This window comes from Cupriavidus sp. LA-1 (genome assembly GCF_055385985.1).
Window position 1 is genome coordinate 1,556,165 of record NZ_AP031387.1, and the last position, 19,257, is coordinate 1,575,421.

Annotated in this window: 17 protein-coding genes; 15 read left to right on the plus strand and 2 right to left on the minus strand. The window is 66.1% G+C overall.

Translation table 11 applies throughout. From position 1 onward, the window contains the following. Window positions 1-18 precede the first annotated feature (18 nt). On the minus strand, window positions 19-2,601 hold the full coding sequence (locus ACZ5MJ_RS07405) for a [protein-PII] uridylyltransferase (protein ID WP_464223182.1): 2,583 nt from the start codon (window positions 2,599-2,601) through the stop codon (window positions 19-21). 78 nt (window positions 2,602-2,679) lie between these two features. Next, window positions 2,680-3,498: a type I methionyl aminopeptidase gene (gene map / locus ACZ5MJ_RS07410; RefSeq protein WP_432260097.1), complete on the minus strand. Its 819-nt coding sequence runs from the start codon at window positions 3,496-3,498 to the stop codon at window positions 2,680-2,682. A gap of 348 nt (window positions 3,499-3,846) precedes the next feature. Here map and rpsB point away from each other — a divergent pair, with 348 nt between their 5' ends. From rpsB to rnhB, 15 genes are all read left to right on the plus strand, one after another. Continuing rightward, window positions 3,847-4,590, plus strand: coding sequence for a 30S ribosomal protein S2 (rpsB, locus tag ACZ5MJ_RS07415; RefSeq protein WP_464223183.1), 744 nt, complete (start codon window positions 3,847-3,849; stop codon window positions 4,588-4,590). Between the two features lie 293 nt (window positions 4,591-4,883). Next, window positions 4,884-5,762, plus strand: coding sequence for a translation elongation factor Ts (gene tsf, locus ACZ5MJ_RS07420; protein ID WP_464223184.1), 879 nt, complete (start codon window positions 4,884-4,886; stop codon window positions 5,760-5,762). Between the two features lie 274 nt (window positions 5,763-6,036). Then, window positions 6,037-6,747 (plus strand): UMP kinase, encoded by a 711-nt coding sequence (gene pyrH / locus ACZ5MJ_RS07425; RefSeq protein WP_013956959.1) that lies wholly within the window; start codon window positions 6,037-6,039, stop codon window positions 6,745-6,747. Window positions 6,748-6,859: 112 nt separating this feature from the next. After that, window positions 6,860-7,420 carry a ribosome recycling factor gene (frr, locus tag ACZ5MJ_RS07430; RefSeq protein WP_464223185.1) on the plus strand — a complete coding sequence of 187 codons (561 nt, stop codon included), beginning with the start codon at window positions 6,860-6,862 and terminating at the stop codon, window positions 7,418-7,420. Between the two features lie 44 nt (window positions 7,421-7,464). Beyond that, on the plus strand, window positions 7,465-8,235 hold the full coding sequence (locus ACZ5MJ_RS07435) for an isoprenyl transferase (protein WP_464223186.1): 771 nt from the start codon (window positions 7,465-7,467) through the stop codon (window positions 8,233-8,235). Window positions 8,236-8,272: 37 nt separating this feature from the next. Then, window positions 8,273-9,106, plus strand: coding sequence for a phosphatidate cytidylyltransferase (locus ACZ5MJ_RS07440; protein WP_464223187.1), 834 nt, complete (start codon window positions 8,273-8,275; stop codon window positions 9,104-9,106). 11 nt (window positions 9,107-9,117) lie between these two features. After that, window positions 9,118-10,299, plus strand: coding sequence for a 1-deoxy-D-xylulose-5-phosphate reductoisomerase (gene ispC / locus ACZ5MJ_RS07445; RefSeq protein ID WP_464223188.1), 1,182 nt, complete (start codon window positions 9,118-9,120; stop codon window positions 10,297-10,299). 108 nt (window positions 10,300-10,407) lie between these two features. After that, the gene (gene rseP, locus ACZ5MJ_RS07450; RefSeq protein ID WP_464223189.1) at window positions 10,408-11,811 is read left to right on the plus strand and encodes an RIP metalloprotease RseP; all 1,404 of its coding nucleotides are present in this window, start codon (window positions 10,408-10,410) and stop codon (window positions 11,809-11,811) included. Window positions 11,812-11,911: 100 nt separating this feature from the next. Beyond that, window positions 11,912-14,245: an outer membrane protein assembly factor BamA gene (bamA, locus tag ACZ5MJ_RS07455; protein ID WP_464223190.1), complete on the plus strand. Its 2,334-nt coding sequence runs from the start codon at window positions 11,912-11,914 to the stop codon at window positions 14,243-14,245. 22 nt (window positions 14,246-14,267) lie between these two features. After that, complete coding sequence (locus ACZ5MJ_RS07460) at window positions 14,268-14,795, plus strand: OmpH/Skp family outer membrane protein (RefSeq protein ID WP_464223191.1); 528 nt, start codon at window positions 14,268-14,270, stop codon at window positions 14,793-14,795. A 47-nt stretch (window positions 14,796-14,842) separates the two neighbouring features. Beyond that, window positions 14,843-15,934: a UDP-3-O-(3-hydroxymyristoyl)glucosamine N-acyltransferase gene (gene lpxD, locus ACZ5MJ_RS07465; RefSeq protein WP_464223192.1), complete on the plus strand. Its 1,092-nt coding sequence runs from the start codon at window positions 14,843-14,845 to the stop codon at window positions 15,932-15,934. Window positions 15,935-15,946: 12 nt separating this feature from the next. Then, a complete protein-coding gene (gene fabZ, locus ACZ5MJ_RS07470) occupies window positions 15,947-16,396 on the plus strand; it encodes a 3-hydroxyacyl-ACP dehydratase FabZ (RefSeq protein ID WP_010809590.1) in 450 nt (149 codons plus the stop codon). Between the two features lie 135 nt (window positions 16,397-16,531). Beyond that, entirely contained in the window at window positions 16,532-17,335 is an 804-nt protein-coding gene (gene lpxA, locus ACZ5MJ_RS07475; protein ID WP_464223193.1) for an acyl-ACP--UDP-N-acetylglucosamine O-acyltransferase, read from the plus strand. A 12-nt stretch (window positions 17,336-17,347) separates the two neighbouring features. Then, complete coding sequence (gene lpxB / locus ACZ5MJ_RS07480; protein WP_464223194.1) at window positions 17,348-18,556, plus strand: lipid-A-disaccharide synthase; 1,209 nt, start codon at window positions 17,348-17,350, stop codon at window positions 18,554-18,556. Beyond that, complete coding sequence (gene rnhB / locus ACZ5MJ_RS07485) at window positions 18,556-19,242, plus strand: ribonuclease HII (protein WP_464223195.1); 687 nt, start codon at window positions 18,556-18,558, stop codon at window positions 19,240-19,242. The genes lpxB and rnhB overlap by 1 nt, the downstream gene beginning before the upstream one ends. Window positions 19,243-19,257: the final 15 nt, after the last annotated feature.

Genomic DNA, 19,257 nt, shown 5'->3' on the forward strand with positions numbered 1-19,257 from the left:
TGATGCTGCCCGCCCGCCTCAGATGGCGAGGGCGGCGAGCAAGTCCTGTTCAAGCTGAATCTGCAATCGGTTGTCGGCGGCCAGGCGGCTGCCGTCGACCAGGAACACGTCTTCGACGCGTTCGCCCAGGGTGTTGATGCGTGCCGTATGCACGGACACGCGATGCCGTGCCAGTACGCGGGCGATGGCGTACAGCAGGCCGGTGCGGTCGTTGGCGGACAGCGACAGCAGGTAATACTGGCCGCGCTCGTCCGGGCGCAGGTCGACGCGCGGCTTGATCGGGAAGCTGCGCGACTGGCGCGACAGCCGTCCCTGCGTGGGCTCGGGCAGGGCGCCCTGCTGATGCAGGCGGTCGCACAGTTCGTGCTCGACCAGCGCGATGATGTCGCGGTAGTTGCCGCCGTCGCCGGCCATGCCCGGGTCGGTGACCTGGAACGTGTCCAGCGCGTAGCCGTGCCGCGTGGTGTGGATCTTGGCGTCCTGGATCGAGAACGCCTTGCGCTCGAAGTAGCCGCAGATGCGCGCGAACAGGTCGGGCTGGTCCTTGACGTAGACCGCCACCTGCAGGCCTTCGCCGGCGGGCGAGACGCGCGCCTTGACCACCGGCGTGGGGCTGTCGACCTTGTTGTACAGGTGACGCGTGAGCCAGGCGATATCGTGCGAATCGTGGCGCAGGAAGAAGGCCACGTCGAGTTGCGCCCACAAGGACTTGCCCAGCGCCGGGTCGAATGCCTTCAGGCGCAGCTCGGAGATGGTGTCTTCCTTGCGCTGCGACCACAGTGAATGCGAATCCACGCGCGCGCCGCCCAGCACGCGCAGGGTGATGTGGTACAGGTCTTCCAGCAGCTTGCCCTTCCACGCATTCCACACCTTGGGGCTGGTGCCGCGGATATCGGCCACGGTCAGCAGGTAGAGCGCGGTCAGGTAGCGTTCGTTGCCGACCAGGCGCGCGAAGGCGTGGACCACTTCCGGGTCGGTCAGGTCCTGCTTCTGCGCCACATGGCTCATGGTGAGGTGGTGCTCGACCAGCCAGCAGATCAGGTCGGTGTCCTCGCGCGCAATGCCGTGCTGCTTGCAGAAGCGGCGCGCATCGACGGTGCCGAGCTTCGAGTGGTCGCCGCCGCGGCCCTTGGCGATGTCGTGGAACAGCGCCGCCACCGACAGCACCCAGGGCTTGTCGAAGCTGGCCATCAGCTGGCTGCAGAACGGGAACTCGTGGGTGTGCTCGACGATGGCGAAGCGGCGCATGTTGCGCACCACCATCAGGATGTGCTGGTCCACGGTATAGACGTGGAACAGGTCGTGCTGCATCTGGCCGACGATGTGCCGGAAGTTGATCAGGTAGCGGCCCAGCACGCTGGTCTGGTTCATCAGGCGCAGCGCGTGAGTGATGCCCTGCGGCTCCTGCACGATCGCCAGGAACAGGCGCCGGTTCTCGGGGTCGTTGCGCCAGGTTGCGTTCATCACCGTGCGCGCGTTGTAGAGCCCGCGTAGCGTGCGCGGCGACAGGCCCTTCACGCCGGGGGTGCGCTCGTACAGCAGGAAGGTTTCCAGGATGGCGTGGGGATCGCGCTCGTACACGTCGTCGCTGGTGATTTCCAGCATGCCCTGGCGCTCGACAAAGCGCTCGTTGAGCACGCGCGTCACCTGCGACTCGCTCGGGAACAGCATCGCCTCGATATTGAGCAGCAGCACGCTGTTGAGCTGCGTGACCGCCTTGGCGGCCCAGTAGTAGCGGCGCATCAGCTGTTCGCTGGCGCGCTTGTTGGCGTTCTGCCGGTATCCGAAGGACTCGGCCAGCGCGGTCTGCAGGTCGAACACCAGCACGTCCTGGCGGCGCCCTGCCACCAGGTGCAGGCGCGCGCGGATGGTCTTCAGCAGGCGCTCGTTGCGGGCCAGTTCCTGGGCTTCCCGGCGCGTGAGCAGGCCCTTCTCGAACAGTTCTTTCCAGCTGTCGCCCAGGCCCGCGGCCTTGGTCATCCACAGGATCACCTGCAGGTCGCGCAGGCCGCCGGGGCTTTCCTTGCAGTTGGGCTCGAGCGAGTAGGGCGTGTCCTGGTACTTGGCGTGGCGCTGGCGCATTTCCAGCAGCTTGGCCTGGAAGTAGGCGGCCGGGTCCATGTCGGCCTGGTAGCGGGTGCGCAGCGCGTCGAACAGCTTGCGGTTGCCGGTCAGCAGCCGCGCTTCCAGCAGGGAGGTCTGGATGGTGACGTCCTGGCGCGATTCGCGCACGCAGTCGTCCACCGTGCGCACGGCCGAGCCGATCTCCAGGCCCAGGTCCCAGCACAGGCCGATAAAGCGCTCCAGCCGGCTGGCGGTGTCGCGGTCGGGCTCGGCGGGCAGCAACAGCAGCACGTCGACGTCCGAATACGGGAACAGTTCGCCGCGGCCGTAGCCGCCCACCGCCACCAGTGCCGCGCCCGCGGGCATTTCCAGTCCGCGCCACGCCTCGATCAGCGCGGCGTCGACCGCGCGGCGCAGCCGCGTGATCAGCGTGCCGACGTTGGCGCTGGCGTTGAAGGCGGCAAACAGCGCCTGCTTGTCGGCTTTGAGCTTGTCGCGCACGCGCGCGGCCAGCAGCAGTTCCGGCGTGGTGTCCATGGGGGTCGCGGAAAGGTTCGTGGGCACGGCTGGAAAAAGAAGGGCGCCCGGTCAGGCGCCCCTGGCTTCAGTGCGGCTTCAGGCCGCCACGGAATCGGTGGCGAAGGCCGGCGGGGCCGGCGTGCCGGCCGACACCGTCAGCACTTCGTAGCCGGTCTCGGTAACCAGCACCGTGTGCTCCCACTGCGCCGACAGGCTGCGGTCGCGGGTCTTCACCGTCCACTGGTCGGGCATGGTGCGGATATCGCGCTTGCCGGCGTTGATCATCGGCTCCACCGTGAAGATCATGCCGGCCTTGATTTCGGTGCCGGTGCCGGGGCGGCCGTAGTGCAGGATCTGCGGGTCTTCGTGGAAGTTCTTGCCGATGCCGTGGCCGCAGTACTCGCGCACCACGCTGTAGCCGGCGGCTTCGGCGTGCACCTGGATGGCATGGCCGATGTCGCCCAGGCGGGCGCCGTTGCGAACCTGTGCGATGCCCTTCCACATGCATTCATACGTCACCTGCGCCAGGCGCTTGGCCAGGATCGAGCCCTCGCCGACGATGAACATGCGGCTGGTGTCGCCGTAGTAGCCTTCCTTGGTGATGACGGTGATGTCCAGGTTGATGGCATCGCCGCTCTTGAGCACGCGCTCACCGGGGATGCCGTGGCAGATCACGTCGTTGACCGAGGTGCAGATCGCGCCGGGGAAGGGCGGGTAGCCCGGTGGCGCATAGTTCAGCGGCGCCGGCACGGTGCCTTGCACGTCACGCATATAGGCGTGGCACAGGCGGTCCAGTTCGCCGGTGGTGACGCCCGGCTGCACGAAGGGCGTGATGTAGTCGAGGACTTCGGAGGCAAGGCGGCAAGCCACGCGCATCTGGGCGATGTCTTCGGCGGTGTTCAGGTAAATGCTCATGCTGCGTCGCCAAAAAGTGATGGCGAGGCCACTGGCCGCGCCGGAATCGAAAGATCAATGTGGGATTATCGCACCATCGGGACCAGACCGCAGCTTATGCGGGGCCGCGTTCAGCCGGGTTCGCGGGCCGGCGGGGCGCCGGGCGGCCCCAGGGGGCGGCTTGAGCGGGCGGCACTTTTGTTGCTACAATAGCGGGCTGATCTGGTTGCGGCGCAGCATTGCACCCGCCAGCTCGGCTATTTTGCAGGATTTTCCTGCTGTCGTTTGAAATCGCTGGCCCGCCTATCCGGGGTGTTCCTTTTCAGGAATGTCGGGGCGGGCTTCAGACCTAACCCTATGGAGATTTACATGTCCGTTACCATGCGCGAAATGCTGGAAGCCGGTTGCCACTTTGGCCACCAGACCCGCTTCTGGAACCCGAAGATGGCCCCCTTCATCTTCGGCCATCGCAACAAGATCCACATCATCAACCTCGAAAAGACGTTGCCGATGTTCCAGGACGCAATGAAGTACGTGCGTCAGCTGGCAGCCAATCGCGGCACCATCCTTTTCGTGGGCACCAAGCGCCAGTCGCGCGAAATCCTGGCTGAAGAAGCTGGCCGTGCCGGCATGCCCTACGTCGACGCCCGCTGGCTCGGCGGCATGCTGACCAACTTCAAGACGGTCAAGACCTCGATCAAGCGCCTGAAGGACATGGAAGCCGCCAAGGAAGCCGGCGCGCTGGAAACCATGAGCAAGAAGGAAGCGCTGATGTTCGAGCGCGAGATGCTGAAGCTGGAAAAGTCGATCGGCGGCATCAAGGACATGGGCGGCGTGCCGGACGCGATCTTCGTGGTCGACGTCGGCTACCACAAGATTGCCGTGACCGAAGCCAACAAGCTGGGCGTGCCGGTGATCGGCGTGGTGGATACCAACCACTCGCCGGAAGGCATCGACTACGTGATCCCGGGCAACGACGACTCGAGCAAGGCCGTGGCCCTGTACGTGCGTGGCGTGGCCGACGCGATCCTGGAAGGCCGTGCCAATGCGGTGCAGGAAGTGGTTGAAGCCGCCCGCGGCGACGACGAATTCGTCGAAGTGCAGGAAGGCTGATTGCCCGCCGCCCCGTTGCCGGAAAGGAACCGATAGCGCGCATCGTCACCAGACAGGCAAGCAACGCTTGCAGCCCGTTACGACGGGCTGCGTGCAAGGCGAAAGCCGGGGTACGCCGGCAGCCGGCAGGAAGGGCAATAAAAAAGGGGGCACATCTGGCGCCCCCTTTTTTTGAATATTGAATTGTTGTCATCCGCCGCAGGCAGCATCTGCCGCGGGTGTGCTGTAGACCCACCGACCGGGTGCCGCGGGCGACTGACGGCAGCCGGCGCGAACCATTCAAGGAGTGACAAATGGCGGCAATTACCGCAAGCATGGTTGCAGAACTGCGCGCGAAGACCGACGCGCCGATGATGGAATGCAAGAAGGCCCTGACCGAGGCCGACGGCGACCTGAACAAGGCCGAAGAGCTGCTGCGCGTCAAGCTGGGCAACAAGGCCAGCAAGGCCGCCTCGCGCGTGACCGCCGAAGGCGTGGTCGCGTCGTTCATCGACGGCACCAACGGCGTGCTGGTCGAACTGAACTGCGAGACCGATTTCGTCTCCAAGAACGACGACTTCCTGGCCTTCTCGGCCAAGATCGCTGAACTGATCGCCAAGCAGAACCCGGCCGACGTGGCTGCCCTGGCCGCGCTGGAAATCGACGGCGTGAGCGTCGAAGCCACCCGTACCGCCCTGATCGGCAAGATCGGCGAGAACCTGACGATCCGCCGCTTTGCCCGCTACGCCAACGGCGGCAAGCTGGTTTCGTACCTGCACGGCACCCGCATCGGCGTGATGGTCGAGTTCGACGGCGACGAAGCCGCCGCCAAGGACGTGGCCATGCACGTGGCTGCCATGAAGCCGGTGTCGCTGTCCGCCGAACAGGTCCCCGCCGACCTGATCGCCAAGGAGCGCAGCATCGCCGAGCAGAAGGCTGCCGAGTCGGGCAAGCCGGCCGAGATCGTCGCCAAGATGGTCGAGGGTTCGGTGCAGAAGTACCTGAAGGAAGTCTCGCTGTTCAACCAGCCGTTCGTGAAGAACGACAAGCAGACGGTTGAGCAGATGCTGAAGGCCGCCAACACGACCGTGAAGGGTTTCACCCTGTTCGTGGTGGGCGAAGGCATCGAGAAGAAGCAGGACGACTTCGCCGCTGAAGTGGCCGCCCAGGTGGCCGCTGCCCAGAAGGGCTGATGTCCGGGGCGCCGCGGACTGCCCATTCGGGCTGGTCCGGGCGCCTATAATGCCGCAGGGGCGCCGTAAGGTGCCCCTCTGCACAAGTAGTGGGGCGCGGCGAAAGTCGCGCTGCGCTGCAGCAGCCTGTTTTCGTGGTGGTCCAGGCGCAGGCCGGGGTACCACGAAAACCGGCTTTCTTCCGCCGGCGGCACGATGATCCGTGCCGCCGGTGCCAAAACATACGTCTCAAGATTGTCTCAACCGAGCGATCTGCTCCTGTCCGAGGGTGAACATGCCAGCCTACAAGCGCGTCCTTCTGAAACTGTCCGGTGAAGCCCTGATGGGCGAAGATGCCTTCGGCATCAACCGCTCCACCATCGAAGCGATGGTGAACGACATTGCCGAGATCGTGAAGCTCGGCGTGCAGGTGGCGGTGGTCATCGGCGGCGGCAACATCTTCCGCGGCGTCGCGGGCGGCGCCGCCGGCATGGACCGCGCCACGGCCGACTACATGGGCATGCTGGCCACCATGATGAACGCGCTGGCGCTGCAGGACGCGATGCGCCACGCCAATATCGAGGGCCGCGTGCAGTCCGCGCTGCGCATGGACCAGGTGGTCGAGCCCTATATTCGCCCGCGCGCGATCCGCCAGCTGGAAGAGGGCAAGGTGGTGATCTTCGCCGCCGGCACCGGCAACCCGTTCTTCACCACCGATACCGCCGCCGCGCTGCGTGGCTCCGAGATCGGGGCCGAGATCGTGCTGAAGGCCACCAAGGTGGACGGTGTGTACACCGCCGACCCGAAGAAGGACCCCAGCGCCACGCGCTACACCACCATCACGTTCGACGAGGCCATCTCCCGCAACCTGCAGGTGATGGACGCCACCGCCTTCGCGCTGTGCCGCGACCAGAAGCTGCCGATCAAGGTGTTCTCGATCGTCAAGCCGGGCGCGCTCAAGCGGGTGATCCTGGGCGAGGACGAGGGTACCCTGGTGCATGTGTGAGTCCGGCAACGGATGCTGCGCCGCCGCGCTGGTATCCGGCCGGGCAAAGAGTAGAATGATTCATTTTCGATCCCCCAGCGGGATCATGGTTGGCTGATTTCCGGAGGTAAAAATGAGCGTCGCCGACACAAAGAAGAGCGTCGAGCAGAAAATGCAGAAGTCGATCGAAGCCTTCAAGGCCGATCTGGCGAAGATCCGCACTGGCCGTGCCCACACCGGCCTGCTCGACCATGTCCAGGTGGACTACTACGGCTCGATGGTGCCGATCAGCCAGGTTGCGGCGGTCGGACTGGCCGATGCGCGTACCATTTCGGTGCAGCCCTGGGAAAAGAAGATGGTGGGCGCGGTCGAGAAGGCCATCCGCGACTGCGACCTGGGCCTGAACCCGGCCACCATGGGCGAGGTGATCCGCGTGCCGATGCCGGCACTGACCGAAGAGCGCCGCAAGGAGCTGACCAAGGTCGTCAAGGGCGAGGCCGAAGGCGCCAAGATTGCCGTGCGCAATCTGCGCCGCGATGCCAACGAGCAGTTCAAGAAGCTGGTCAAGGACAAGACCATCTCCGAGGACGACGAGCGCCGCGGCCAGGACGACGTGCAGAAGCTGACCGACAAGTACGTGGCCGAGATCGACAAGATGGTCGCCGAGAAAGAGAAGGAGATCATGACGGTCTGACCCTGTCCCGGCATAGCCGGGACAGTCAGTGACCGTCTGCCATCATGCAGCACATCAGTTCAACGCTCGACGTTCCCGATACCTCCTACGTGCCCCGCCACGTTGCCATCATCATGGATGGCAACGGCCGCTGGGCGACCCAGCGGCACCTGCCGCGCGTTGCCGGGCATACCCGGGGGCTGGACGCGGTGCGCGCGGTGGTGGAAGCCAGTGCCGCCCGGGGCGTTCAGTACCTGACGCTGTTCGCGTTCAGCTCCGAGAACTGGCGCCGTCCGGTCGACGAGGTCTCGTTCCTGATGCGGCTGTTCATGATGGCGCTGCGGCGCGAAGTGGTGAAGATGCACGCCAACAACATCCGCCTGCGGGTGGTTGGCGACCTGAGCCGCTTCAGCCCGCGCATCCAGCAAATGATCCGCGATGCCGAGGCACGCACCGCCGGCAATACCGGCCTGACCGTGACCATCGCCGCCAACTACGGTGGGCGCTGGGACCTGCTGCAAGCCATGCGCAAGATGCTGGCGCGCTCGCCCATGCTGGACCCGGCATCGATCGACGAATCGATGCTGGCGCCGCACCTGGCGATGGCCTACGCGCCTGAGCCGGACCTGTTCATCCGCACCGGCGGCGAACAGCGCATCAGCAATTTCCTGCTGTGGCAGCTGGCCTATTCCGAGCTGTATTTCACCGACGTTTTCTGGCCGGACTTCGACGCCGCGGAACTCGACAAGGCCTTTGCCTCGTACCGCCATCGCGAACGCCGTTTTGGCCGCACCAGCGCGCAGCTGGTTGCTCCGGGACTTTCGGGTACGGCCTGAGCCTGGTTACTCCAACCTCTCACGGGACTTGCAGCGCATGCTCCTCACCCGCGTCATCACTGCCCTGTGCCTGTTGCTGCTGATCCTGCCGATCCTGTTCCTGGCGCCGCCCGCGGCGCTGGCCGGGCTGGTTGGCGTGATCGTGCTGCTGGGCGGCTGGGAATTCGGCCGCCTGATCGGGCTGCGCGGGCCGTGGCCCTATGTCTATGCGCTGGCCTGCCTGATCGCCGCCATTGCCTGGCATGACCTGCCGCTGCGCCACGCCACGACCTGGTTGCTGGAAGCGGCGGTGGTGTGCTGGGGCGTGGCGGTGATGCTGCTGGCACGCGGCGTGCGTACCGCGACGCCGGCGTTCACGGCGCTGGGCGCGGTGCTGGGCCTGGTGATGCTGCCCGCCTTCGCCCATGCCACCATGATCCTGCGCGGTGCCGGCATCGGCGTGCTGCTGACCGCGGCCGTGCTGGTGTGGGCGGCCGATATCGGCGCGTATTTCACCGGCAAGGCCATCGGCCGGCGCAAGCTGGCGCCTGGCATCAGCCCGGGCAAGTCCTGGGAGGGCGCCATCGGCGGCTGGTTGCTGGCGCTGGTGATCGGCCTGGCGCTGGGCGCCACCCATGCCTTTGCACCGACGTGGTTCTCGGCGATGGGCGATCGCGCCGGCGACCGTGGCGGCCTGGCCTACGTGGCGGTGCTGACCACGCTGCTGGTCGCGGCGAGCGTGGTCGGCGACCTGTTCGAATCGCTGCTCAAGCGCCAGGTCGGCATGAAGGACAGCAGCCGGCTGTTGCCCGGGCATGGCGGTGTGCTGGACCGTATCGACGCCTTGCTGCCGGTGTTCCCGCTGGCCGCCCTGATGCTCATTTTTCTCTGAAGCCGTCTGCTATGCATTGCATTACCATTCTCGGCGCCACCGGCTCCATCGGCGAAAGCACTCTGGACGTGATCAGGCGCCATCCTGACCGCTACGCGGCGCATGCGCTGACCGCCCACCGGCAGGTACGCAAGCTGGCCGACCAGTGCATCGAGTTCCGCCCGGCGCGCGCCGTGGTGGGGACGGCCGAGGCGGCGCGTGAACTGGAAATGCTGCTGCGCGACGCCGGCGTGAAGACCGAGGTCAGCTACGGCGAAGCCGCGCTGGAATCGGTGGCGGCCGATGCGCAGACCGATGCGGTGATGGCCGCCATCGTCGGCGCCGCCGGCCTGCGCCCGACCCTGGCGGCGGCACGCGCGGGCAAGCGCGTGCTGCTGGCCAACAAGGAAGCGCTGGTCATGTCCGGCCGCATCTTCATGGATGCGGTGCGTGAGCACGGCGCCACGCTGCTGCCGATCGACAGCGAACACAATGCCATCTTCCAGTGCCTGCCGGCCGATGATCCGCGCTATGGGCGCGGCGTGGCCAAGGTGCTGCTGACCGCGTCGGGCGGGCCGTTCCGCACGCGCGACCCGGCCACGCTGCACGATATCTCCCCCGACCAGGCCTGTGCCCATCCCAACTGGGTCATGGGCCGCAAGATCTCGGTCGACTCGGCCACGATGATGAACAAGGGCCTCGAGGTCATCGAGGCGCACTGGCTGTTTGCCGCTCCCGCCGAGCGCATCGAGGTGCTGATCCACCCACAGAGCATCGTGCATTCGATGGTGGCCTACACCGACGGCTCGGTGCTGGCGCAGCTGGGCAACCCGGACATGCGCACGCCGATTGCCTATGGCCTGGCGTACCCGGACCGGATCGATGCCGGCGTCACGCCGCTCGACCTGACGGTGGCCGGCGGCCTGCACTTCGAGAAGCCGGACCTGGTGCGGTTCCCGTGCCTGGGGCTGGCTTTTGACGCGCTGCGCGCCGCAGGCGTGGCGCCCGCGGTGCTCAATGCCGCCAACGAAGTGGCGGTCGAGGCATTCCTGGACGGCCGGGTGCGCTTTACCGATATTGCCGGCATCGTCCGTGAGGTGCTTGAGGCATCACCCAATGGCTCCGCGGATACGCTTGAAGCCGTGCTGGCGGCCGATGCCATGGCGCGCGAGGCGGCCCGCGCCGGCGTGGCCGCGCGGGCAACGGTGCGCTAAAGCGGCGGGGCGGCCTGCCGCATCTGCGACAATAGCGCTTACGCTGGCTGCGGTCCCTTCGGAGCCGGCGCGCCAGCCCAGCCATCGTTACCGACGTCCCGACGCCTCATGCAAACCGTACTCGCTTTCGTCGTTGCCCTGTGCGTGCTCATCTATGTGCATGAAATGGGGCACTACCTTGCCGCGCGCGCCTGCGGCGTGAAGGTGCTGCGTTTCTCCATTGGCTTCGGACGGCCCCTGCTGCGCTGGATCTCGAAAGGCCGCGACCGGACCGAGTGGACGGTGGCGGCGATTCCGCTGGGCGGCTACGTCAAGATGCTGGACGAGCGCGAGATCGATCCCGAGCGCGACGCGCCTATCGATCCGGCCGAGCTGCCGCGGGCCTTCAACCGCCAGCCGGTGGGCAAGCGCTTCGTGATCGTGGCAGCCGGCCCGCTGGCCAATTTTGCGCTGGCGATCGTGCTGTATTTCGCCTTGTTCGCCGGTGGCATGCGCGAGCCCGCGCCGGTGGTGGCCGCGCCCGCGGCCGGCACCATGGCGGCGCAGGCCGGCGTGCGCGAAGGCGACCGGGTGTTGTCGCTGACCGCCGGCGGCCATACCGAGGCGGTGCGTTCCTGGAACGACCTGCGCATGGCCGTCTTTGCCGAAGGCTTTGGCGATGCCCGCGCGGTGCTGCGTGTGCGCGGCGCCGACGGGGCCGAGCGCGACGTGACGCTGCCGCGCCTGCCCAATACCGGGGGCAATCCGGAACAGGATCCGCTGGCCACGCTCGGCCTGAGCCTGAAAGGCGGGCCGGTGACGATTACCGAGGTGCTGCCGGACTCGGCCGCCGAGCGCGCCGGACTGAAAAAGGGCGACCGTATCGTGGCCTGGCAGGGCAGCCCGCTCACCCAGGCCGGCACCCTGATCAAGGCGGTGCGCAGCCAGCCGGGCCAGAGCGTGACCCTGGGCATCGAGCGCGACGGCAAGCGCCTGGACGTGCCGGTCACCCTCGATACCGCCGCGACCAAGGACGGCGCCAGGGACGCGAGCGGCGCCAGCCCGGCGCCGTCGGGCAAACTGGGCGCGGCGCTGAGCCAGGCCGTCCAGATGGAAACCGTGCGCTACCGTCCTGACGAGGCGCTGGCGCGCGCGGTCGGCCAGGTCTGGGACACCAGCGCGCTGTCGCTCAAGCTGCTGGGCAAGATGCTGGTGGGGCAGGCTTCGCTGCAGAACCTGAGCGGGCCGCTGACCGTGGCGGACTACGCCGGGCGCGCCGCCAACCTTGGCCTGCAGGCCTTTGTCAGCTTCCTGGCACTGGTCAGCGTCAGCCTTGGCGTACTCAATTTGTTACCCATTCCGGTTCTGGATGGGGGGCATTTGCTGTATTATTGCGTGGAATTTTTGACTGGCCGGCCCGTCCCAGACCACTGGCAGGCAATGCTGCAGAAGGTTGGCATCGCCTGCATCTTGCTCCTGACTTCGCTCGCTTTGTTCAATGACGTCAGCCGAATGTTTCTGGCGAACGGCTAGAAACGTGTGTCGGCAAGGGGGCGGTGGTGTCGTCGGACACCGTCGCCAGGGACGTCATTTGCCAGGCGCAGTCCAATGAGGCATCGGAGCGCAATCCTGGATGGAATCAAAGAGGGGATCAACATTGATCAGACATAAGCGCATTTCGCTGGGCTTGCTGGCGAGTGCCGTTATTGCAGCCTGGAGCCCGGCGGGCTGGGCTGCCGATCCGTTCGTGGTCAAGGACATCCGCGTTGAGGGACTGCAACGCGTCGAACCGGGTACCGTGTTTGGCTACCTGCCAGTGCGCGTTGGTGAAACCTTCACCGACGACAAAGGCGCCGACGCCATCCGTGCCCTCTACAATACCGGCTTCTTCAAGGACGTGCAGATCCGCGCCGAGGAAGGCGTGCTGGTGGTCCAGGTCGAAGAGCGGCCGGCGATCTCGCAGCTCGAATTCGTCGGCATCAAGGAATTCGACAAGGACACGCTGCGCCGTTCGCTGCGTGCCGTCGGCGTGGCCGAAGCCCGGTACTACGACAAGGCACTGATCGACAAGGCCGAGCAGGAGCTCAAGCGCCAGTACGTCGCGCGCGGCTACTACGCCGCCGACGTGCAGACCACGATCACGCCGGTGGACCGCAACCGAGTCTCGGTCGTGTTCAACGTGGACGAGGGCCCGGTCGCCAAGATCCGCCAGATCAATATCGTCGGCAACAAGGCCTTCAAGGAAGGCACGCTGCGCGACGAGATGCAGCTGTCCACGCCGAACTGGCTGTCCTGGTACACCAAGAACGACCTGTACTCGAAGCAGAAGCTGACCGCCGACCTGGAAGCGCTGCGCTCGTTCTACCTGAACCGCGGCTACCTCGAGTTCGCGATCGAGTCGACCCAGGTGTCGATCACGCCGGACAAGAAGGACATCTTCCTGACCCTGAACATCAAGGAAGGCGACCAGTACAAGGTATCCGACGTGCGCCTGGCGGGCGAGCTGCTGGGCAAGCAGGACGAAATGGACAAACTGCTGCAGCTGAAGAAGGGCGATATTTTCTCGTCCGAGAAGCTGACGCAGAGCACCAAGGCCATCACCGACCTGCTGGGCACCTACGGCTACGCGTTCACGACCATCAACCCGCAACCGCAGATCGACAAGGAAAAGCGTGAAGTCGCGCTGACCCTGATGGTCGACCCGGGCCGTCGTGTCTATGTGCGCCGCGTCAACGTGGTGGGCAACAGCAAGACCCGCGACGAAGTGGTGCGCCGCGAGATGCGCCAGATGGAAAGCTCGTGGTTCGACAGCGAGAAGCTGACGCAGTCGCAGGCGCGTATCAACCGTACCGGCTACTTCACCGACACCAACATCACCACCGAGGACGTGCCGGGCGCGCCCGACCAGGTCGATGTGAACGTCAACGTGACTGAAAAGCCGACCGGCCAGATCAGCCTGGGCGTGGGCTTCTCGTCCACCGACAAGCTGGTGCTGCAGGCTGGCCTGCGCCAGGATAACGTGTTCGGCTCGGGCACCAGCCTGGGCCTGGACGTGAACACCGCCAAGTCGTTCCGTACCATCGCGCTGACGCAGTACGACCCGTATTTCACGGTGGACGGCATCAGCCGCTCGACCGACGTCTACTACCGTACGTCCCGCCCGCTGTACTACACGGGCGACCAGGACTACAAGATCGTGTCGATGGGCGGCGGCTTCAAGTTCGGCGTGCCGTTCTCGGAAGTCGATACGGTGTTCTTCGGCATCGGTTATGAACGGACCCAGGTGTTTACGTCGGTCAACACGCCGAGCCAGTACACCAACTGGCTCAGCAAGATCGGCAAGGGCAGCGGCGACGGCATCAACAACATCCCGTTCACGATCGGCTGGGCACGTGACCGCCGCGACAGCGCGCTGGTCCCGACCAAGGGCCCGTACACCCAGGCCAACCTGGAAGTCGGCGTTCCGGGCGGCGATACGCAGTATTACCGCGCCAGCTTGCAGCAGCAGTACTTCTACCCGATCTCGAAGTCCTTCACGCTGGCACTGAATGGTGAAGTCGCATACGGCCACGGCTACGGCAATACGCCGTTCCCGGTGTTCAAGTACTTCTACGCCGGCGGTATCGGCTCGGTGCGCGGCTACCAGACCAGCACGCTGGGTCCGAAGGACCAGAACGGCAACCCGGTGGGCGGCGCCTCCAAGATGATCGGCAACGTCGAATTCATCTTCCCGCTGCCAGGCTCGGGCGTGGACCGCACGCTGCGCCTGTTCACGTTCTTTGACTTCGGCAACGTCTATCAGGAAGGCCAGCCGCTGCTCTTCAGCGAGCTGAAGTACTCGACTGGCGTCGGCATGTCGTGGCTGTCGCCAATCGGGCCGCTCAAGATCAGCATGGGCTTCCCGCTGAAGAAGGACGTGAACGACAAGGTTCAGCGCTTCCAGTTCCAGATCGGCACGGCATTCTGATTCTGAAAAAGGATCTGTTTTCATGACTACAAAATTCAAACTGGTCAAATCCCTGGGCGCCGCCGCGCTCGCTACCGCTGCCATCTGCGCCGCGGTGCCGGCTTCGGCCCAGGAGGCGCGCATTGCCGCCGTGAACTCCGAGCGCATCCTGCGCGATTCGCAGCCGGCCAAGGCGGCCCAGGTCAAGCTGGAGCAGGAATTCTCCAAGCGCGACCGCGAGCTGCAGGACTTGGCCCAGAAGATCAAGGCCATGGCCGACAAGCTGGACAAGGACACGGCCGTGCTGGCCGACTCCGACCGCCAGCGCCGCCAGCGCGAAGTGGCTGACCAGGACCGCGAGTTCCAGCGCAAGCAGCGTGAGTTCCGCGAGGACCTGAACCAGCGCCGCAATGAGGAACTGGCCCAGGTGCTGGAGCGCGCCAACCGCGTGATCCGCCAGCTGGCCGAGCAGCGCAAGTACGACCTGATCGTGCAGGAAGCGGTGTACGTGAATCCGCGCATCGATATCACCGACGACGTGATGAAGGCGCTGAACGCCGGCAGCAAGTAAGCCGCCGCCGTTTCTTCGTTCCCGTTTTTTCATCAGGAAGTACCGCCATGCAGACACCCACACTGGGTCAGCTCGCCACCGAGAACGGCGCGCAGGTTGTGGGTGACCCCGACCTGGCGATCTCGGGCCTGGCCCCCCTGGACCAGGCCGGACCGGGCGAGCTCTCGTTCCTGTCCAATCCGCTCTACCTGCAGCAGGCGCTGGATTCCAGGGCCGGTGCCGTGATCGTCTCGGCCGCCGACCTCGAGCGCGTGCGCGCCGAGGGCAGGGCCGATGGCCGCAACTGGCTGGTGGCGCGCAATCCCTATGTTTGCTTTGCCCGCGTGGCGCAGCGTTTCGACCGCGCGGCCAACACCGATACCCGCACCGGCATCGATGCGCGCGCCACCGTGGCGCCTGGCGCGGTGGTGCCGGCGTCGTGCTACATCGGCCCCAACGTGGTCATTGAAGCCGGTGCGCGCCTGGGCGAGCGCGTGCGCATCCTGGCCAACGGCTATGTCGGCGCACACGCAGAGATCGGTGACGATTCGCTGCTCTATGCCAACGTTTCGGTCTACCACCACTGCGTGGTCGGCGCCCGCGCCATCCTGCACAGCGGCGTGGTGATCGGTGCCGATGGTTTCGGCTTTGCGCCGGACATCAGCGCGACCGGCGTGGAATACGTAAAGATCCCGCAGACGGGACGCGCGGTGCTGGGCAATGACGTGGAGGTCGGCGCGAATACCGCGATCGACCGCGGCGCCATGGCCGACACCGTGATCGAGGACGGCTGCAAGATCGACAACCAGGTCCAGATCGCGCACAACGTGCGGGTCGGGGCCCATACGGTGATTGCAGGCTGTGCGGCGGTATCGGGCAGCACGCGCATCGGGCGCTTCTGCGTGATCGGCGGTGCGGCAAATTTCGCCGGCCACCTGAACATTGCCGACCGCACCACGGTGTCGGGCGGCACCTCGATCACCAAATCCATTACCAAGCCCGGGGGGCATTTCACCAGCGTCTTTCCGTTCCTGCCGCATGGCGAGTGGGAACGCAATGCAGCCATCGTGCGCGGCCTGAGCAAGCTGCGCGAACGGGTGGTGGCGCTGGAGCGCCGCCTGCGCGGCCAGGCCGCCGGGTCCCAAACCTCACAAGACTAAAGAGAAATCATCATGAGCGCGGCCGAAATCGATATCCGCAAGATCCTCAAGCTGTTGCCGCACCGGTACCCGTTCCTGCTGGTGGACCGCGTGCTGGAGTTCGAGGCGCAGAAGCGGATCAAGACGCTGAAGAACGTCACCATCAACGAACCGTATTTCCAGGGCCATTTCCCGGAACAGCCGGTGATGCCTGGCGTGATGATCCTGGAAGCGCTGGCGCAGTCTGCCGGCCTGCTCACCTTCGGCGCCGACATGGAGCGCAAGGAAGGCGCGCTGTACTACTTCGTCGGCATCGACGGCGCCCGCTTCAAGCAGGTGGTGTACCCGGGCGACCAGCTGCACATGAACGTGACGGTCGAACGCTATATCCGCGGCATCTGGAAGTTCAAGGCGTTTGCCACGGTCGACGACAAGGTCGCCTGCGAGGCGGAGCTGATGTGCACCGTGAAGCAGGCCGAGTGAGGCCGCCCGCGGCCGGCGGCGGCGCCGCCGGCTGACTGCCGCGCTCCCGTGCAAGCGGGGGCTGACGGCCCGGACGGGAACCTTTGCCCCGCGCATTGGCCCATCCTTCACCAGACCCACCACAGGACAGGACGCATGACGCAAATCCACCCCACCGCACTGGTCGACCCGAAGGCAGAACTGGCAGCCGACGTAAGCGTCGGCCCGTTCTCCATCGTCGGCCCCAATGTGCGGATCGGCAGCGGCACCCGGATCGGCTCGCATACGACGGTCGAGGGTCATACCACGATCGGCGCGGGCAACCAGATCGGTCCCTATGCGTCGGTTGGCGGCGTGCCGCAGGACATGAAGTACCGCAACGAGCCGACCCGGCTCGAGATCGGCGACCGCAACACCATCCGCGAATTCACCACGATCCACACCGGCACGGTGCAGGACCGTGGCCTGACCAGCATCGGCAACGACAACTGGATCATGGCCTACGTGCATATCGCGCATGACTGCATGGTCGGCAACCACACCGTGTTTTCCAGCAACGCGCAGATCGCCGGCCACGTTGAAGTGGGCGACTGGGCCATCCTGGGCGGCATGAGCGGCGTGCACCAGTTCGTGCGCATCGGCGCCCATGCGATGCTGGGCGGCGCTTCGGCGCTGGTGCAGGACGTGCCGCCGTTCGTGATCGCGGCCAGCGACAAGAACGGCAACAAGGCCACGCCGCATGGCGTCAACGTCGAAGGGCTGCGCCGCCGCGGCTTCGACGCCGGCCAGATCGCCGCGCTGCGGCAAGCCTACAAGCTGCTGTACAAGTCCGACCTCAGCTTCGACGAGGCGCGCAGCGAGATCGCCGCCTTGCTGGCCCAGGTTGATGCCGGCACGGCGGTTCCGCTGCAGGCGTTTGTCGACTTCCTTGCCGCCACCCAGCGCGGCATCGTGCGCTGAGACCGGGCGCACATGGTGGACGCCGCGATTCGGGGTGGCTTGCCCACGGGCAACGGTAGCGCCGCGGGCACGCGCGGCACCATCGCCATGGTGGCCGGCGAGGCCTCGGGCGACCTGCTGGCATCGTTGATGATGGGCGGGCTGCAGTCCCGCCTGGGCGATACGGTCGAATACGCCGGCATCGGCGGCAAGCGCATGATGGCGCAGGGCTTCACCTCGCGCTGGCCGATGGAAACGCTGTCGGTCAACGGCTATGTCGAGGTCCTGGGCTCGCTGCGCGAGATCCTGGCGACGCGGCGCGCGGTGCGCGAATGGCTGCTGGCCAATCCGCCGCTGTGCTTTATCGGGGTTGATGCCCCGGATTTCAATTTCGGCCTGGAAGTGCCGCTGCGCCGTGCCGGCATTCCGGTGGTGCACTTTGTCAGCCCGTCGATCTGGGCCTGGCGCGGCGGACGCATCCGCACCATCGCGCGCGCGGTGGACCACATCCTGTGCCTGTTCCCGTTCGAGCCCGAGATCTACGCCAAGGCCGGCATCCCGGCCACCTACGTGGGCCATCCGCTGGCCGACGTGATCCCGATGGTGCCTGACGTGGCCGGTGCGCGCGCCGAGCTCGGCCTGCCCGCGGGGCATCGGGTGGTGGCCGTTTTGCCCGGCAGCCGCCAGTCCGAGGTACGCAATCTCGGCGCGACCTTTTTTGCGGCGATGGCGCGCATGCAGCGCATGGACCCGAACCTGGCGTTCGTGCTGCCGGCGGCAAGCGCGCCGCTGCGCGCCATTGTCGAAGACCTGCACGCGCAGTATCCGGAACTGCGCCTGACCATCGTCGACGGCAAGTCCCACCAGGCAATGGAAGCCGCCGACGTGGTGCTGCTGGCCAGCGGTACCGCCACGCTGGAAGCGGCGCTGTACAAGAAGCCGATGGTGATCTCGTACAAGGTGCCCTGGCTGACCGCGCAGATCATGAAGCGTCAGGGTTATCTGCCTTACGTTGGATTGCCTAATATCCTTTCAGGGCGCTTTGTCGTGCCCGAGCTGCTGCAGGACGACGCCACGCCCGAGGCACTGGCCCGCGAAACGCTGCTGCAGCTCAACGACGAGGGCAACACAGCCTTCCTGTACGAGCATTTCACCCGCATGCACGAGACGCTCAAGTGCAATACCGCGCAACTGGCCGCCGATGTGGTGGTGGACCTGATGCACAGCCGGGGGACCGTCTGATGGCGCGCCGCAACGCAGCTTCGCCGCAGATGGGCCTGGACCTGGCGCCGGCCGCATCGGCCGTGCAGCGCCTGTGCGGCGTCGACGAAGCGGGCCGCGGCCCGCTGGCGGGGCCGGTCTATGCCGCCGCCGTGGTGCTGGATCCGGCCCGGCCGATCCGTGGCCTGGCGGACTCCAAGATCCTGACCGCCGCGAAGCGCGAGGCCTTGTACGAGGAGATCCGCGAGCGCGCGCTGGGCTGGCATATTGCCTTCGCCACGGTCGAGGAAATCGATACGATCAACATCTTGCACGCCAGCATGCTGGCGATGCAGCGAGCCGTGCGGGGCCTCGCCGCCAGCGGCACGGTGCCGGACCTGGTGCAGGTCGACGGCAACCGTTGCCCGGAGGTGCCGTTTCCGGTGGAAGCCATCGTCAAGGGCGATGCCCTGGTCAAGGCCATCTCGGCGGCATCGATCCTGGCCAAGGTGGCGCGCGACCGCGAGCTGTTGGTGCTGCACGAGACCTACCCGCAGTACGGCTTTGACGCGCACGCCGGCTATCCCACCCCGCAGCACCTGGCAGCGCTGGCGCAGTTCGGCGCCTCGCCGCACCATCGCCGGTCGTTCAGGCCCGTGCGCGAGGCGTTGGCCCAGCGGCCCATGTTTGTCGCCATGACCACGGCCACTGCCGCGGCCGCGCAGTGAAGCGTACCCTGACCC

Coding starts and splice junctions, on each gene's coding strand:
- rpsB (WP_464223183.1), top strand. CDS start 3,847: ATGTCCGTTACCATGCGCGAAATGCTGGAAGCCGGTTGCCACTTTGGC.
- pyrH (WP_013956959.1), top strand. CDS start 6,037: ATGCCAGCCTACAAGCGCGTCCTTCTGAAACTGTCCGGTGAAGCCCTG.
- ACZ5MJ_RS07440 (WP_464223187.1), top strand. CDS start 8,273: ATGCTCCTCACCCGCGTCATCACTGCCCTGTGCCTGTTGCTGCTGATC.
- bamA (WP_464223190.1), top strand. CDS start 11,912: ATGGAATCAAAGAGGGGATCAACATTGATCAGACATAAGCGCATTTCG.
- fabZ (WP_010809590.1), top strand. CDS start 15,947: ATGAGCGCGGCCGAAATCGATATCCGCAAGATCCTCAAGCTGTTGCCG.
- ispC (WP_464223188.1), top strand. CDS start 9,118: ATGCATTGCATTACCATTCTCGGCGCCACCGGCTCCATCGGCGAAAGC.
- frr (WP_464223185.1), top strand. CDS start 6,860: ATGAGCGTCGCCGACACAAAGAAGAGCGTCGAGCAGAAAATGCAGAAG.
- ACZ5MJ_RS07460 (WP_464223191.1), top strand. CDS start 14,268: ATGACTACAAAATTCAAACTGGTCAAATCCCTGGGCGCCGCCGCGCTC.
- lpxA (WP_464223193.1), top strand. CDS start 16,532: ATGACGCAAATCCACCCCACCGCACTGGTCGACCCGAAGGCAGAACTG.
- rnhB (WP_464223195.1), top strand. CDS start 18,556: ATGGCGCGCCGCAACGCAGCTTCGCCGCAGATGGGCCTGGACCTGGCG.
- lpxD (WP_464223192.1), top strand. CDS start 14,843: ATGCAGACACCCACACTGGGTCAGCTCGCCACCGAGAACGGCGCGCAG.
- rseP (WP_464223189.1), top strand. CDS start 10,408: ATGCAAACCGTACTCGCTTTCGTCGTTGCCCTGTGCGTGCTCATCTAT.
- ACZ5MJ_RS07405 (WP_464223182.1), bottom strand. CDS start 2,601: ATGGACACCACGCCGGAACTGCTGCTGGCCGCGCGCGTGCGCGACAAG.
- lpxB (WP_464223194.1), top strand. CDS start 17,348: ATGGTGGACGCCGCGATTCGGGGTGGCTTGCCCACGGGCAACGGTAGC.
- map (WP_432260097.1), bottom strand. CDS start 3,498: ATGAGCATTTACCTGAACACCGCCGAAGACATCGCCCAGATGCGCGTG.
- ACZ5MJ_RS07435 (WP_464223186.1), top strand. CDS start 7,465: ATGCAGCACATCAGTTCAACGCTCGACGTTCCCGATACCTCCTACGTG.
- tsf (WP_464223184.1), top strand. CDS start 4,884: ATGGCGGCAATTACCGCAAGCATGGTTGCAGAACTGCGCGCGAAGACC.